Source organism: Ideonella flava (genome assembly GCF_051857595.1).
Classification (GTDB): domain Bacteria; phylum Pseudomonadota; class Gammaproteobacteria; order Burkholderiales; family Burkholderiaceae_C; genus Ideonella.
The window spans coordinates 1-15,139 of sequence record NZ_JBPZHD010000019.1 but is presented as its reverse complement, the minus strand read 5'-3'; the positions used below and the strand labels follow the sequence as shown (position 1 = coordinate 15,139).

Genomic DNA, 15,139 nt, shown 5'->3' with positions numbered 1-15,139 from the left:
GCCGCTCGCCGGGACTCACGGGTCAGGGTTGAGGCATGGCGTTGGCAGCGCCTTGCGCCCTCGTGGCGCCGCGCGACCTTGTCGCCGTCGAGCCGCGCACCACGAGGCGGTGGGCCATCACGCGGTCCGCGGACTCGGGCTCCTGCTCGCCGGGCGTGATGAGCAGGTCCACCGCGAGCCGAGCCATTTCCTCCAGCGGCTGGCGCACGGTGGTCAGCGGCGGGTAGACCAGCGCCGCGCCCGGAGAATCGTCGAAGCCGGCGATCGACAGATCCGCCGGCACGCCGAGCCCGAGGCGCAGCGCCTCGGCCATCACGCCCAGGGCCATGTCGTCGTTGCTGGCGAACACCGCGGTCGGCCGCTCCCGCAGGGCGAGCAGATCCCGCGCGGCCCGCGCACCGCTGGCGAAGGTGAAATCGCCCGGGCAGACAAGCGCCGGATCGATCGGCAGCCCCTGGGCCTTCATGGCCCTCTCGAAGCCATGCTGGCGCAACGCCGACGCGGCCTGGTCGGCCGGGCCACGGATGAACGCTATGCGCTCGTGACCCAGGCGGATCAGCAGCCGGGTCACCTCTTCGGCGGCGCCCACGTCGTCCATCCGCACGGTCATCAGGCCGGCGTCGTGCTCGCCAGGCGAGATCAGCACCACCGGCGTGCCGCGCTCGGTCAGGGCCTTGAGCACGCGCGGGTTGTCGCACAACGGCGGCGTGAGGATCATGCCGTCAGGCCGCAGCGCAGAAACCATGCGATCGACCTGCGCGTCGATGTCGGGGGCATGGTCCTCGATCGATTCGACGACGAGGTGGTAGCCCGCCTCGCGGCACCGCACCACCGCGCCCTTCTGGGCGGCACCGACGAAGGCCGCGCTCGGGTCGTAGTACAGCAGGCCGATCAGGAAGCTGCGGGCGCCGGCCAGGCTGCGGGCGGAGAGCTTGGGCCGGTACTTCAGCCGCTCGACCACCGCCAGCACCTGCGCGCGCGTGTGCTCGTGGACGCCGGCTTCGCGGTTGAGCACCCGCGAGACAGTCTTGATCGACACACCGGCCTCCCGGGCCACGTCGATGATGGTCGGGGCGGTCGCCAAACGGGTGGGGGTCACGGGCTTGGGGGTTGACGTCGGAAAGGGGTCGCAAGACTGTGCCACAGCGATCAACAATGCAAGCCATGAGCACCGATCCCCACAACGATCCGCCGGCGAGCTCCCGCAACGCCGAGGGCATCTACGAGCCCTTCGACACCGCCGTCGTGCCTTTCGACGGATTCGCCAAGGGCGAACGTTTCGAGATGCGCTGGCAACATCTCTCCACCTACGGCGGCGGCACCCAGACCGGCGTGGTGCTGGAGACACTGCCCCCGGGCAAGCAGACCAACCAGGCCCACTACCACATGCTCGAGGAAGAGCACGTCTACATCCTGGAGGGAGAGCTGACGGTCAGGCTCGGCCAGCGCCACTACGTGATGAAACCAGGCCACTACGTCTGCTTCCCGGCCGGCCAGAAGGCGGAGCACACGTTGATCAACCACAGCGACGCGCCGTGCCGCTACCTGCTCGTCGGCGCCACCCATCCGCACGACGTCGCCTTTTACCCGGATACGGGCCGCGTCGGCGTGCGGCTGGCCGGACAGAGCTTCCGCACGGCGGCGACAATGGACTACTGGGACGAGGTGGTCACCGATCGCCGACCCGAGATCCCGACGCCAGACGCCTGATCACCTTGCAGTCCCTCATCGCCAACCTGCCCGCACTTCGCCAGCGCCTGCGTGCCCTGGGCGCCCTGCCCCTGCACGAAGAGCGCGTGCTGCGGCTGTGGGCCAATGCGCTGCCGCAGACCAGCGGCCGGCGCCGGCTCGAAGACTTCATGCCGCAGAGCCTGCGCGCCGCGCTGCCCGCGCTGGATGAAGAGCTGCGGGCCCTGGCCCGCCTGCGCAGTCACCATCCGGCGGAGGACGGCTCGGCCCGCCTGCTGGTCGAGCTGTCCGACGGTCAGGCGGTCGAGAGCGTGCTGCTGCCGCGAGACGGGCTTTGCGTATCGACGCAGCTGGGTTGCGCCGTGGGATGCACCTTCTGCATGACCGGCCGCGAAGGGCTGTTGCGCCAGCTCGGCAGCGGCGAGATCGTCGCCCAGGTGGCCTTGGCGCGCACGATGAGGCCGGTGAAGAAGGTGGTCTTCATGGGCATGGGCGAGCCGGCCCACAACCTCGACAACGTTCTCGACGCGATCGACCTGCTCGGCGGCGCCGGCGGCATAGGCCACAAGCAGCTGGTGTTCTCCACCGTCGGCGACCGGCGGGTGTTCGATCGCCTGCCGCTGGGCCGCGTCAAGCCGGCGCTGGCGCTTTCGCTGCACACCACCAAGCCCGCGCTGCGAGAGCAGCTGCTGCCGCGCGCGCCACGCATCGACCCTGAAGAACTCGTCGAGCTCGGCGAGACCTATGCGCGCACCACCGGCTACCCGATCCAGCTGCAGTGGACCCTGCTCGAAGGCATCAACGACGGCGATGACGAGGTCGAGGCGATCGCTCGGCTGCTGCGCGGCAAGTACGCGATCCTCAACATGATCCCGTACAACCAGGTCGATGGACTGCCCTACCGCCGCCCCAGCTGGGAGCGGGCCGCGGAGATCGCCCGCACCCTGCACCGACGCGGCATCCTGACCAAGCTGCGCCAGTCGGCCGGCCAGGATGTGGAAGGCGGCTGCGGCCAGTTGCGCGCACGGGCCGCGGGTACCAGCGGCTGGAAGCCTCTGATACCCACAGCCCTGGGACGTCCCTGAGCTCCCCCGAGCCCCCTCCGAGAGGGGGCTCCCAGACAATGGCCGATGGCCATTGCCTTTGGCGAACGTTCGGCTCCCCCGACCCCCTCCGAGAGTGGGCTCCAGCCAATGGCCGATGGCCATTGCCTTTGGCGAACGTTCGGCTCCCCGAGCCCCCTCCGAGAGTGGGCTCCAGCCAATGGCCGATGGCCATTGCCTTTGGCGAACGTTCGGCTCCCCCGAGCCCCCTCCGAGAGTGGGCTCCAGCCAGTTCGACGGCTCCTCCCAGCCCTCCTCCACGAGGAGGGCACCAGCCAGTCCGTTGAAGGGCAGCGACAGCTCGTCATTCAAGCTGGAGCCTCCCTCCCGGAGGGAGGCTGGTGGGAGCCCACTGCATGCTGGAGCCCCCGCTTGGAGGGGGCTGGGGGAGCCCGACATTCCCCCGCAGGCGGGGACCGAGAGTCTTCGCAGAAGACCCCGGTCACAACCTCGGCTCGCCCTGGTCGTTGACCGTGATGGTCGGCCCCGGGCGGAAGGTCGTCTGCACGTGGTGTTCCATGCCGCGGAAGTTGTAGGTCACGTCCCAGTAGTCCGGCTGGCCCTGGGGCGGCAGGGTGGCGCAGCGCTGGGCCGGACGGCGATCGCCGGTGTCGACATTGGCGCCTATCACCGCCCCGGCGACGGCGCCGCCGGCGGTGGCCAGGTCGCGGCCGGAGCCGCCGCCGATCTGGTGGCCGAGGATGCCGCCGATCACGCCGCCGACAATGGCACCGCCGACGTTCGGCTCCTGGACCCGGTCACGCTCTATCCAGCAGCGTTGCTGCTGCGGCGTGCTGTAGACGGCGTGGGCCTCGACCACGCCGGCCTCGAACAGGCGCTCCTGAGGACGGCGGCGCCAGTCGAACACCGGTTGCGGCGGCGGCGCGTAGCGGGAATCCTCGAACCGCATGTTCGGCGAAATCGCGCGGGCGGAGGACAGCCTGTCGTTCAGCCCCATCGAGCCGAGGCTGGGATAGCTGCCCGGACGGAGCACGACGCAGCGGCCGCCGAAGTTGGTGTGTTCGCACACCTCCCAGCGCTCGCCCACCACCATCACGGAAGAAGCGCGGTCGTTGAAGCCGAAGGCGCCCAGGCTCGGCAGGTCGTTGGTCGAGCGGACCGCGCGGCCGCGGAAACCGTCATGCTCGAAGAAGGTGATCTCGCCACCGACCGGGCGGGGCGCGTAGCGGTCTTCGCCGTAGCTGTGGTCGCGCCGCGCCGGGCGGGCGGAAGACAACCGGTTGTTCATGTTCATGTCGCGCAGCGACCGGTAGTGGCCCGGCACCAGCACCATGCACTGGCCGGTGAAATCCACGTTCTCGCAGACCTCCCAGGGTTCGTTGCTGACGACCACCGACGAGGCGGTGTCGTTGTAGCCGAAGCGCCGGAAATCGCTCACTGCACGGCCGGTGGTGAAGGCCCGGCCCTCGAAATCGTGGTGCTCGTAGAACGTCACCTCGGCGCAGGCCGGCATCGCGGCCAGCGTGCCCAGCAGCGCCATCGCCCCCATCCACCAGCGTGTCGTCGTCTTCATCTGTCTTGCTCCATCGCGCCCCACGGCGCCCTTGTGCTGACAACGCCAGGCGGGCTCACGGCGCCGACACCGCCTCCCGGAGCGGGCTCGTAAGATTTTGTGTATCGCCGCAGGCCGCCCGGCACCGATTTCACTCCGGCGATTCAGGCTTTGGTCGCATGGCCGGCGCCATGGCCGGCCGCCGCGGCAACATCGCGCGCTTCGCTGAACGGACGATCGAACGATGCTGACGAGACGCAACTGGGGCCGGGCCACCGCGGCCCTCATGGCGAGCGCCGCCCATCCATGGTCGTGGGGCCAGGCGGCCCCGCAACAGGTCCCAGCCGGCAACGCCGACTTCGCCGCCCTGGCCGCGCGCTATTTCGACGAACGCATGGACCTGGATCCGCTGCAGGCTTCCGCCCTGCTGGCCGATCCGAAGTACGAAGGCCGGCTGGAGATCGGCATCGCGCCCGAGCACATCGCCCGCGAACGCGGCCTGTACGAGCGGGTGGCGAGCGAACTGGCCAGGCTCCCGCCCGAGCGGCTCGATGCGGCCGACCGCCTCAGCCGCGAGTTGCTCGACCATGAGGTGCGCACCGCCCTCGAGGGCGATCGCTATCCGCAGCACTTGTTGCCGATGAACCAGTGGGGCGGACTGCCGTTGTCGCTGGCCAACTGGGCCGGCGGCGACCAGGGCCAGCCGCTGAAGACGCCCACCGACTACGACAACTTCCTCAAGCGCCTGAGGCGCCTGCCGCAGTACGACGAGCAGGCCATCGCGAACATGCGCGAAGGCATCAAGCGTGGCCTCACCGTGCCTCGCCCGCTGATCGTGTCGGCCCTGCCGGCCTTGAAGAACCTCATCGCGTCGAGGCTGGAGAAGACGCCCTACGGCGCCGCCCTGAAGGTGATGCCCGGCAGCTTCACGCCGGCCGATCGCACCCGCATCACGCGCGCCTACCATGCCGCGTACGAGCGCGAGATCCGCCCTTCTCTGCAGCGTCTCGTGGCCTTCCTGCAAGGGCCCTACCTGGCCGCGTGCCGGACCAGCGCGGGCCTGTCGGCACTGCCCGACGGCGAGGCCTGGTACGCCTGGCTGGTGCGATCGACAACCACCACGGACATGACGCCGGACGAGATCCACCGCCTGGGCCTGGCGGAAGTGGCGCGCATCCATGCCGAGATGGCGTCACTGCAGTCCGGTTTCGGCTTCAAGGGCGACGTGACCGGCTTCCTGCACTGGCACGAGCAGGAGCCGCGTTTCCGGCCCTACAGGACCTGGGACGAGATCCTCGCCGGGTACGAGCGCTTGAACGACCAGGTCGTGCCCCAGTTGCCGCGGCTGTTCGGCCGCCGGCCCAAGCAGCCGCTGGCCATCCGCCTGATCCCCGAGGTCCAGCGCGCGACCACCAGCCCGTACTACAACAGCCCTTCACCCGATGGGTCGCGGCCCGGCATCTTCTTCGTCGGCGCGCCCACCCAGCCGGCGAAGTACAACAACTCGGGCATGACCTCGCTGCTGCTGCACGAGGGCCAGCCCGGCCACCATTTCCAGATCTGCATCCAGCAGGAACTGGCCCTGCCGATGTTCCGGCGCTACGGCTGGAGCGACGCCTTTGGCGAAGGCTGGGCGCTGTACGCCGAGACGCTGGGCCGCGAGCTGGGCGTCTACGACGATCCGAACCAGTACCTCGGCCACCTGAAGGCCGAGCTGCACCGCGCGGTGCGCCTGGTCACCGACACCGGCCTGCACGCCAAGGGCTGGACGCGCGAAAGGACCATGCGCTATATGGTCGACAACCAGGGCATGACCGAGGCGGACGCCCGACTGTCCACCGAGCGCTACATGGCCTGGCCGAGCCAGGCCCTGGCCTACAAGATCGGGCAGCTGAAGTTCAGTTCGCTGCGCCAGCGTGCCGCCGAACGCCTCGGCAGCCGCTTCGATGTCGCCGGCTTCCACGACCGCGCGCTTTCGCAGGGGACGCTGCCGCTGACGGTGCTGGAGCGGGAGATCGACGCCTGGATCAGCTCTGCTTCAGCAGGTGCCGCAGCTTGACGAAGGCCAGCGCCGCCATGACCGCGTCGTTCAGCGCATCGTGGGCATGGCGCTCGGGCAGCCCGAGCTCTTCCATGATGGTGGAGAAGCGCAGGTCGATGCTGGCGCCGTGCCGGTAGGGCGGCAGCTGGCGCAGCTTGTACTCGTAGTACATCGCCGAGACCTCGATCTTGCGCTGCGGCAGGCCCATGCCGAGCAGCGGGAAGATCGCCCGGTCGACCATGGCCACGTCGAACTCCAGGTAGTAGCCCACCAGCGGCCGGCTGCCGATGAAGCGCATCAGCCGCATCATCGCGGCGTCCGGGTCCAGCCCTTGCGCCACGTCGCGCTCGCGCAGGCCATGCACCCTCACCGCATCGGGCGAGATGGCCCGGCTCGGCCGCACCAGCAGCTCCAGCCGTTGGCTCGCGAGGATGCGGTCCCCCGCGATCCTCACCGCGCCGATCGAGATGATCTGGTCGCGGTGCACGTTCAGGCCGGTGGTCTCGCAGTCGAGCGCCACCCATTCGTCAGGCGGCGGCTCGTCCCACATGAAACGGAAGCGCGAGTCGCCCAGGTGGTAGAGCAGCCAGAAGCGCTTGAGCTCGTCCCACCAGTGCAGCGGCGAGAGCTTCACAGCATGTCGAGCCGGAAGCGCTGCCGCAGGTGGGCCTTGAAGCGCTTGACCACCGCCAGCGCGTCCTTCAGCAGGTCTCGCTCCAGGTGGTTCAGGCGCCGCAGGTCGACGGCGCGGCCATCGTCGCGGCCGAGCTCCAGCGCCTCCAGGCCGACGCGCAGCTTCAGTCCCATGAGGAAGTGCAGGCTGTCGACCAGGTCGGGCGCCAGATCGGCCGGCAGCGCGCCGGCCGAGACCAGCGCCTCGATGCGCTCGACCGTGCCGGTGGCCCGCACGTGCTGTTGCAGCGCCAGCGCGCGCACGCCATGCACCAGCGGGAACAGACCCGCCTTCTTCAGGTCCAGCAATTCGGCCGCGCCTTCGCCCAGCGTGAGCAGCCTGTTCCACCAGCCGCTCTGGGTCTCGAAGGCATCGATGGAGGCCGCGAAGCGCGCCAGCATGGCGTCGTTGTCCGTCGCGACGGCGTCGAGCACTCCGCGCACCTGCTCCAGCAGCGCTGAATCGCCGGACACGGCGTGCGCGTCGACGAAGATCGCCAGCGCCATCAGGCCCTCCGGGTCCGCCGACTGCAGCCAGCGCCGCACCGTCTGGCCGAAGCCGGCCGCGTCCTGCCGCCACGCGGGGTTGGAGACCATGATCTTCCCGGGACACTCGGGATAGCCGAAGCGGGCCAAGGCCTCCGAGAAGCGTCGGCAGATGTCTTCGAGGCCGGCCGGCGGCACGTAGCCGTCTCGCAGGATCAGGCCGTTGTCCTGGTCGGTCCGCAGCAGCTGCTCGCCGCGGCCCTCGCTGCCCATCACGAACAGGCAGCTGTTGGCCACGAGCTCCTGCGGAGCCACCAGTCGCCAGGCGCGATCGAAGAGCTTGGCGTTGAGCTCCTGCACCAGGCGGGCGATCAGGGCGACCTTGGTGCCACCGCGGTGCAGCAGGGCTATCGATCGCGTGATCTGCCCCGCCGCCACGGCCAGCCCGTCCAGGTCCACCGCGTCCAGGATCTGCCGGGTGATGAGGTAGGAGTGGTTCGAAAGAAAGCTCAGCAGGTCCAGCTGCTCCAGGAACCCCTCGACCCGTTCGCCGTCCATCACGACGACCCGGTGGACCTGGTGACGGATCATCAGCGCCAGGGCATCGAACAACAGGTCGTCGGGCCGCACCTTCACCAGCCGGAAGCTGGCGAGCTCGCGCACGGGCAGTTCGGCCAACGCCGTGCCGTGAAGGATCGCGCGTTGCAGGCCCGTGGTGGTGAACACTCCCAGGCGCGGCGGCGTCGTCGTCTCGTCACGCACCAGCACGCTGCCGGTTCGCTGGGCCTGGAAGACCTTGACCACCGACACGATGTCGGTCTCGCCGTCCACCACCGTCGCCGGCCTCACCACGGCCTCGTCGACGCGCGCGAGGCTCAGGGATTGCAGCTCGTGCTGGCTGTCGCGCTCGGCGAGCGCGGCCAGCTTCTTCGACAGGTCGGCGAACAGCAGAGCGCCGAAGGTGGCGTTGCGTGCGATGAGCTCGAGCACGGCCTGGCGCGCCAGCTGGTAGGCCAGCACCTCCTCCGCGGCGATGAATCGCGCGGCCGAACGGCCGGCCACGAGCGCACGGCCGTCGAAGCAGTCGTCGATGCCGAGCGTGTCGATCAGCTCCTCGCCGTCGAACTGGCGCACGTGGCCCTTGAAGACCACGAACAGGTGCTCGGGCCGTTGACCGGCGTCAAGGATGACCGCGCCCTCGCGGTAGTAGGCGATGTCCACGCTGTCGCGCACCAGCTGCCGCTCGACCGCCGTGAGGCAATCGAAAGGCGAGGCGCTGAAGTTGAATGCATTGGGCACGGCGGCGCGATGGTGTGCCGCCTCGCTTACACCCTGCTGAGCGTCAGCCTCGGGTCAGCGCCGGGTCAGTGAGGGGTCAGTGCCCGATCCCACACTGCGCCGCACCCCATCACAGGAGACAACGATGGCCGACACGGCAACCGACAGAGCAAGCAGACGTGCCACAGCACGCGCGGCAGAAGACCCGGCACAACGCACCGCGAGCGACATCACGCAGCGCATACGGGCCAACCCCAAATACCAGGAGCTCAAGCGCAAGCGCAGCACCTTCGGCTGGTTGCTGACGCTGTGCATGTTCGTCGTGTACTACGGCTACATCGCGCTGATCGCCTTCAACAAGGAATTCCTGTCGCAGCCGATCGGTGCGGGGGTGACGACCATCGGCGTGCCCATCGGCATGGGGGTCATCGTCTTCACCATCCTCATCACCGGCCTGTACGTACGCCGGGCGAACAGCGAGTTCGATGCCCTGACCCGCGAGATCCTCGCCAAGGAGATGCCGTGAACTTCACCCGTCGACTCTCCATGGCCGTGTTGATGCTGGCAGCAGCCGGCGCCGCCACCGCGGCCGGCGCCGATCTCGGCCAGGCCGCCCAGCAGGCCACCAACTGGACGGCCATCGGCATGTTCGGCGCCTTCGTGCTGGCCACGCTGTGGATCACCAAGTGGGCCGCATCGCGTACCCGTTCGGCCGCCGACTTCTACACCGCCGGCGGCGGCATCACCGGCTTCCAGAATGGCCTGGCCATCGCGGGCGACTACATGTCGGCCGCCTCCTTCCTCGGCATCTCGGCCGCGGTGATGGCCAGCGGCTACGACGGTCTGATCTACTCGATCGGCTTTCTCGTCGGCTGGCCGGTGATCACCTTTCTCATGGCCGAGCGCCTGCGCAACCTCGGCAAGTTCACCTTCGCCGACGTGGCCGGCTACCGCTTCAAGCAGACGCCCATCCGCGCCTTCGCGGCCTCGGGAACGCTGGTCGTCGTGGCCTTCTACCTGATCGCGCAGATGGTCGGTGCGGGCCAGCTGATCAAGCTGCTGTTCGGCCTGGAGTACTGGATGGCGGTGGTCATCGTCGGCGCGCTGATGATGGTCTACGTGCTCTTCGGCGGCATGACGGCCACCACCTGGGTGCAGATCATCAAGGCCTGCCTGCTGCTGGCTGGCGTCAGCTTCATGGCCTTCATGGTGATGGCGCAGTTCAACTTCAGCCCCGAGGCGCTGTTCGCCAAGGGCGTGGCGGTCAAGACCGCCATTGCCGCCGCGGCCGGCAAGACGCCGGAGGAGGCCGCCACCCTCGGCGGCTCGATCATGCGTCCGGGCGGCTTCGTCAAGGATCCGATCTCGGCCATCAGCTTCGGCATGGCGCTGATGTTCGGCACGGCCGGCCTGCCGCACATCCTGATGCGCTTCTTCACCGTGCCGGATGCCAAGCAGGCGCGCAAGTCGGTCTTCTGGGCGACCACCTGGATCGGCTACTTCTACGTGCTGATCTTCATCATCGGCTTCGGAGCCATCACGCTGGTGCTGACCAACCCCGAGTTCGCCGACGTCGCCAAGGGCGTCATCAAGGGCGGGGCGGGCACGGCCAACATGGCGGCCGTGCTGGTGGCCAAGTCGGTCGGCGGCGACGTGTTCTTCGGCTTCATCTCGGCGGTCGCCTTCGCCACCATCCTGGCGGTGGTCGCGGGCCTGACGCTGTCGGGCGCCTCGGCTGTGTCGCACGACCTGTACGCCACGGTGTTCAAGAAGGGCAATGCCGACAGCGCTTCGGAGCTCAAGGTCTCGCGCGTGACGACGGTCGCCCTCGGCATGGTGGCCGTGCTGCTGGGCATCGCCTTCGAGAAGCAGAACATCGCCTTCATGGTGAGCCTGGCCTTCGCGATCGCGGCCTCGGCCAACTTCCCGGTGCTGTTCATGTCGGTGCTGTGGAAAGACTGCACGACCAAGGGCGCGGTGATAGGCGGCTTCCTGGGCCTGATCTCGTCCGTGGGCCTGACCGTCGTTTCGCCTTCGGTGTGGGAGGTGACGCTCGGCCATCCCAAGGGCTCGGCCTGGTTCCCCTACACCTCGCCAGCCCTGTTCTCGATGACCATCGGCTTCGTCGGCATCTGGCTGTTCTCGATCCTGGACCGCAGCGCCCAGGCCGCGAAGGAGCGCGGCGCCTTCGAGGCGCAGCAGGTGCGGTCGGAGACGGGCTTCGGCGCGTCAGGCGCTTCCGGCCACTGAGACTGAAACGGGCGGCGCGCGCGGGTTCAGCCCTCGTGCGCCGCCGCGCCCCAGAACACGTCCAGCGTCGGGAACGCGGCCTGGCCGCGCAGGCAATCCCAGAGGTAGATCGCCAGGCCGGGGTCGCCGGTCCACAGGGAGTAGCGCAGGCGGCCCAAGGTGCCCGCCTCTTCCTCGGCCTGGGCGATGGCGTGCATGGCGAAGGCGCGGGCGCGGGCCAGCCAGCGATCGTCACCTGTGCGTTCGTACAGCTTGAGGAAGGCGTAGCCATTGCCGGCCGTGCCGTGGCACAGGTTCGAACCCTTGGCCAGCGGGCCGGCGGCCCAGACGGCCTCACCCGCCTCCAGCAGCAGGTCGTCCAGGCCCGTGCCCGGCATCCCGGCCAGGCAGATGACGAAGCCGGGCGAGCCATGGCAGTACTGCATCAGCACCTTGCCGCTGCCCAGGGGCGGATCGAACAGGTCCACTCGCCAGTTGGCACCGCCGCCTTCGCGGGTGGCCGTGCGCTGCACCGTCTGCACGATGCGCTCTTGCCAGGCCTGCCATGCGCCCTCGCCGAGCAGATGCCGGCCCCGGATCAAAGGCAGCGCGGTGGCGACGAAGCCATGCACGGCGTCCAGGCAGGCGCCATCGCGGCCGTAGAGCTGCTGCGGCCAGTAGTGGCAACCGTGCTCCTCGGACCAGCGCATCCCGGACCACAGCTGGGCCGCGGTGCTTTGAAAAAGCTCGGCCCAGCGCGTCTGCCCATCGCGCTCATGCAGGAACAGCGCCGCGAGCAGCGTGCCGGGGGCTCCCCACATCAGCTCGCGGGAAGGATGGGCCTGGTTGCCTTCGATCAGCGCCGCGAGTTCGTCGGCCAGCCCGGGGTCCGGCCCGTCCGCCCACTGCATCAGGCGGATCGGCGTGTCGCCCATCAGGTAGGCGGCCACCTCCTCGGCGCTTCCATCCTCCGACAACCAGCGGCGATTGAGTTGCCTCAGCGGCTCCAGCTCGTCCTGCCAGCGTGGCCCCGCAGGGACCGCGCCCACGTCCTGCAGGTAACGCAGTGCCCAGATCACACCGGCCGCGCCGAAGTACAGAGGGGTCACCGGCGCTGCAGGGTCCTCGCTCGGCCCCAGGTCCTGCGGATGCGCCGGCCAGCCCTGCCGGGGCTGGAACCGCAGCATCGTGTCGGCGACGATCCAGTCGATCGCCGCGCTGGCGCGTGACGGGTCCCAGGTCAGCGCGCGCAGCGCTTCGTGGCGAGTGGGGTCGTGCAGCATGGTGGGGCGGATTGTGCGGCGATGTCACCCCTACGGCTTCCAGCCCCGCTGTACCACCTCGAAATCGCTCGCCATGAGCGTGGCGAAGGCGGGGTTGAGGAGGTCGTTGTTCCAGCGCAGGTCGAAGGTGCCGCTGATGTACAGGTCCGAGCCGTTGTCGGCCACGATCAGGCCGTAGCGCTGCATGGCCCGGAAGATCTTGCGGGCATGCGGGTCGCTCGTGCGCGTGGCCGGGTCTTCGCCGTTCACGCTGGTCTTGAGCCGAAGTCGCGCGCCCATGGGCAAGGCGCCGGGCGTGCTGCCCGCGGTGTGCGAGGCGGGGTAGACGTGGCCGTTGGTCGCCCGCACCGTCACGCGCAGCGCGTGGCCGATGTCGGTGACGAGATCGTTCCAGGCCTCGTCGTAGCGCACCAGCCCCGGGAAGATGGCCAGGCCCGCGGCGTCGGCCGAAGTCCAGCCCTCGGTGCGGCGGTCGTTCCTCGTCATGTCGAAGAAGGCGCCCGAGCCGCCGAACCACTTGCCTGTCGTCGGGTTGTAGTAGACGTTGTAGAGCTCGTAGAGGTGCTTGCTGGTGCAGTCGATCACCAGCAGGTGGCGGTCGTTCTTCCTGCGCTGGTCGACGTTGGCCGGCGCCCCGCCCTCCACCCAGTGCGGCTCGGTGATCGCCTCGTCGGGCAAGGGATAGAACGGCAGCGATTTGCCGGTGACGTGGTCGACGCCGTCGCTCTCGTCCCAGTACCTGAACTTGACCTTCTTCTTCGGCTGGGTGCCATCGACGACGGCGTACGGGAAGCCGTAGATCGCCACGCTGCCCGGCTTCACTTCGCCGCCGAAGTCGGGGTGCAGCCGCCGCACGCCGCCGTTGTTGATGAAGGCGATGAAGCTGTCCGAGTCCGGGTCGACCGGCGCCGCGCTGATGTCGGTGTTCCACCAGTTGTCGGGCGGGAAGACCGGCAGGGGCCCCGGCGGCGGTGCGCCCTGCACGGGCACCTGGGGTGGGCACTGCTGGGCCTGCGCAGCCAGCGCCGAGCAGGCGAGCCAAGCCGCGGTGGCCGCGGCGCGAAAAAGGGCAGACATGCCGATGATCCTTGACCTGAAACACCAGGGTTCATCGGCAGTGTGTTGCCGCGGCTGCATGGCGCCGCAAGGCAAGTGGTTACCGCGCGACCCGAGCTGTCAGCAATTGATTCGCCCGGGCCCGCTGCAAGCTCAGGCCGGCAAGTTGGCGGTGTCGAACGGCTCGTCGGCGCCGGGCGGGAAGACGGGATACGGCCCCCTGGCCGCTCGCGCCCGCACCGAGTCGTGCACCTGCAGCTGGTGACCGACGTCGAAGGTGCGCGGGCCGCGGCGAGCCAGCGGCCAGATGCCCTCGCGCCAGGGCTGATGGCTGGGGCCGAAGGCGAAGCCGGGATAGACGTCGGCGGCACGAGCCTGCAAGCGCAGCCCCTCGGCCTCCAGCGAGTCGCAGATCCACTTCAGGCTCAGGTGGGCCAGGCCGCTTTCGTCGTTCGACATCGGGTAGCCGCCGCCGACGTCGGCATGCGCGCCGGGAAACAGCATCTGGGTGATGCCTTCACGCGCGTCCCACAGCGTCGGCGTGAAATCGGCACGGCGTTCGCTCAAGGCCACGGCGTGGAAGCCCTTCTTCACCTTCGCCGAAAGCGCGCAGTCGCAGAACTGGAACACGTCGATGCGGCGGTCGCCGCTGTCGTACAGCGGGATGCCCAGGGCGCCCACCGTGTCCCAGACCGCCAGGCAGTCGATGTCGGCTTGCCGCAGAGGCTGGCTGGGCTGCTCGGCGCGGCGGCTCGACGGGTCGACAAAGGCCGGCAGCAGGCTCAGGACGCCGTTGAGCAGGGTGCGCTTCTCGTCACTTTCCCTGCGCTCGCCCCGATAGCTCGCCCAGACGGCCGCACCGATGCGGTAGGCCTTGTCCTGGTCGCGGCAATCCGCCGGATCCAGCAGCCCCTTGGCCGCGATCAGGCCGGCCAGCGACCGTGCGGTATAGGCCCCGCGGCTGAAGCCGGCGATGAAGATCCGGTCGCCCGGCTGCCAGTGGCGGGAAATGAAGGTGTACCCGCGGACGATGCGTGTGATCACCCCGGAGCCGAAGGCGCCGCCCAGCGCCTTCACCAGCTTGTTGGAGGAGTCGCCGACCCCGTGCAGGTACTTCGCGATCTGCACGCGCTGCCCGTTCTCGGACAGCTCGCGCTCCTGCTCCTTGGCCAGGGCCAGCGAGTCGGGCGCGTCGACCCCGGCCAGCAGGTTGAACAGCTTGAAGACGTTGGTGGTCTGCGGCTCGTCGCCGGCCTGCCCGGGGCCGTTCCAGGTGCCGTCGGCCAGGAACACGATGTTGGCCATGAGATGCCTCCTGCTGGGGTGCGAATGGGACGAGGCGAGCGTCTTCCCCGGACGCGGCCGTTCCCATCCCTAGTTGCAGCGCCGGCATCCCCCAGGCCGGGCGGCGTTGCGTCCCGGCCATCCTCAACAAGAGTGAGGAACGAGGGCGGCGCGGGCCCGCGTCCCCTTCTTGCGGGGCCGGCCCGCGCCAGCCTCGTCGCGTACATTGCGGACAGGGCCGGGGCGGACACCCGCCGGTGAACTCTCCGGCCGTGGCGCCGAGTCACGGCGCGGCCCGTCCGGTCGGGCATGTCAGGGGGTCGTCGAGCAGTGGCCGCAAAGGCAGGGTTGGGTGCACAGGATCTCGCCAGGTTGAGCCAGTTGCTGGAGCAGGCGCTGACGCTGGCGCCCGAGCAGCGGCAGGACTGGCTGGCGGGCCTGGCCGAGTCCGACCGGGCCTACCAGCCGGCGCTGCGGCGCATGTTCGCGCAGGCCGGCGAGGCCG

General features: G+C 69.3%; 12 protein-coding genes. 5 read left to right on the top strand and 7 right to left on the bottom strand.

Annotated features, from left to right (window positions below):
- Nucleotides 1-22: 22 nt before the first annotated feature.
- Nucleotides 23-1,057, bottom strand: coding sequence for a LacI family DNA-binding transcriptional regulator (locus tag ACS5PM_RS31030; RefSeq protein ID WP_439391979.1), 1,035 nt, complete (start codon nt 1,055-1,057; stop codon nt 23-25).
- Nucleotides 1,058-1,164: 107 nt separating this feature from the next.
- Between ACS5PM_RS31030 and ACS5PM_RS31025 the strand changes: the two genes are divergently transcribed.
- Together ACS5PM_RS31025 and ACS5PM_RS31020 are read left to right on the top strand one after the other, a co-directional pair.
- Nucleotides 1,165-1,710, top strand: a complete 546-nt coding sequence (locus ACS5PM_RS31025; protein WP_439391929.1) for a cupin domain-containing protein — start codon at nt 1,165-1,167, stop codon at nt 1,708-1,710.
- Nucleotides 1,711-1,715: 5 nt separating this feature from the next.
- Nucleotides 1,716-2,774, top strand: a complete 1,059-nt coding sequence (locus tag ACS5PM_RS31020; RefSeq protein WP_439391927.1) for an RNA methyltransferase — start codon at nt 1,716-1,718, stop codon at nt 2,772-2,774.
- Between the two features lie 460 nt (nt 2,775-3,234).
- On the opposite strand, the gene ACS5PM_RS31015 is transcribed toward ACS5PM_RS31020, so the two are convergent.
- A complete protein-coding gene (locus ACS5PM_RS31015) occupies nt 3,235-4,326 on the bottom strand; it encodes a beta/gamma crystallin-related protein (RefSeq protein ID WP_439391926.1) in 1,092 nt (363 codons plus the stop codon).
- A gap of 223 nt (nt 4,327-4,549) precedes the next feature.
- Here ACS5PM_RS31015 and ACS5PM_RS31010 point away from each other — a divergent pair, with 223 nt between their 5' ends.
- A complete protein-coding gene (locus tag ACS5PM_RS31010) occupies nt 4,550-6,364 on the top strand; it encodes a DUF885 domain-containing protein (RefSeq protein ID WP_439391925.1) in 1,815 nt (604 codons plus the stop codon).
- Here the strand turns inward: ACS5PM_RS31010 and ACS5PM_RS31005 are convergent.
- Both ACS5PM_RS31005 and ACS5PM_RS31000 read right to left on the bottom strand, forming a co-directional pair.
- Entirely contained in the window at nt 6,333-6,980 is a 648-nt protein-coding gene (locus ACS5PM_RS31005) for a 3'-5' exonuclease (RefSeq protein ID WP_439391924.1), read from the bottom strand. The genes ACS5PM_RS31010 and ACS5PM_RS31005 overlap by 32 nt on opposite strands.
- Nucleotides 6,977-8,803 carry a putative nucleotidyltransferase substrate binding domain-containing protein gene (locus tag ACS5PM_RS31000; protein WP_439391922.1) on the bottom strand — a complete coding sequence of 609 codons (1,827 nt, stop codon included), beginning with the start codon at nt 8,801-8,803 and terminating at the stop codon, nt 6,977-6,979. The genes ACS5PM_RS31005 and ACS5PM_RS31000 overlap by 4 nt, the downstream gene beginning before the upstream one ends.
- 124 nt (nt 8,804-8,927) lie before the next feature.
- On the opposite strand from ACS5PM_RS31000, the gene ACS5PM_RS30995 reads away from it, so the two are divergent.
- Nucleotides 8,928-9,308, top strand: a complete 381-nt coding sequence (locus ACS5PM_RS30995; protein ID WP_439391921.1) for a DUF485 domain-containing protein — start codon at nt 8,928-8,930, stop codon at nt 9,306-9,308.
- A 20-nt stretch (nt 9,309-9,328) separates the two neighbouring features.
- Complete coding sequence (locus tag ACS5PM_RS30990; RefSeq protein ID WP_439391978.1) at nt 9,329-11,032, top strand: cation acetate symporter; 1,704 nt, start codon at nt 9,329-9,331, stop codon at nt 11,030-11,032.
- A 26-nt stretch (nt 11,033-11,058) separates the two neighbouring features.
- Here ACS5PM_RS30990 and ACS5PM_RS30985 read toward each other — a convergent pair whose 3' ends face one another.
- From ACS5PM_RS30985 to ACS5PM_RS30975, 3 genes are all read right to left on the bottom strand, one after another.
- Nucleotides 11,059-12,294: a lanthionine synthetase C family protein gene (locus ACS5PM_RS30985; protein WP_439391920.1), complete on the bottom strand. Its 1,236-nt coding sequence runs from the start codon at nt 12,292-12,294 to the stop codon at nt 11,059-11,061.
- Nucleotides 12,295-12,324: 30 nt separating this feature from the next.
- On the bottom strand, nt 12,325-13,371 hold the full coding sequence (locus tag ACS5PM_RS30980; protein WP_439391919.1) for a hypothetical protein: 1,047 nt from the start codon (nt 13,369-13,371) through the stop codon (nt 12,325-12,327).
- Nucleotides 13,372-13,503: 132 nt separating this feature from the next.
- Nucleotides 13,504-14,655, bottom strand: a complete 1,152-nt coding sequence (locus ACS5PM_RS30975) for a T6SS phospholipase effector Tle1-like catalytic domain-containing protein (protein WP_439391918.1) — start codon at nt 14,653-14,655, stop codon at nt 13,504-13,506.
- Nucleotides 14,656-15,139 lie beyond the last annotated feature (484 nt).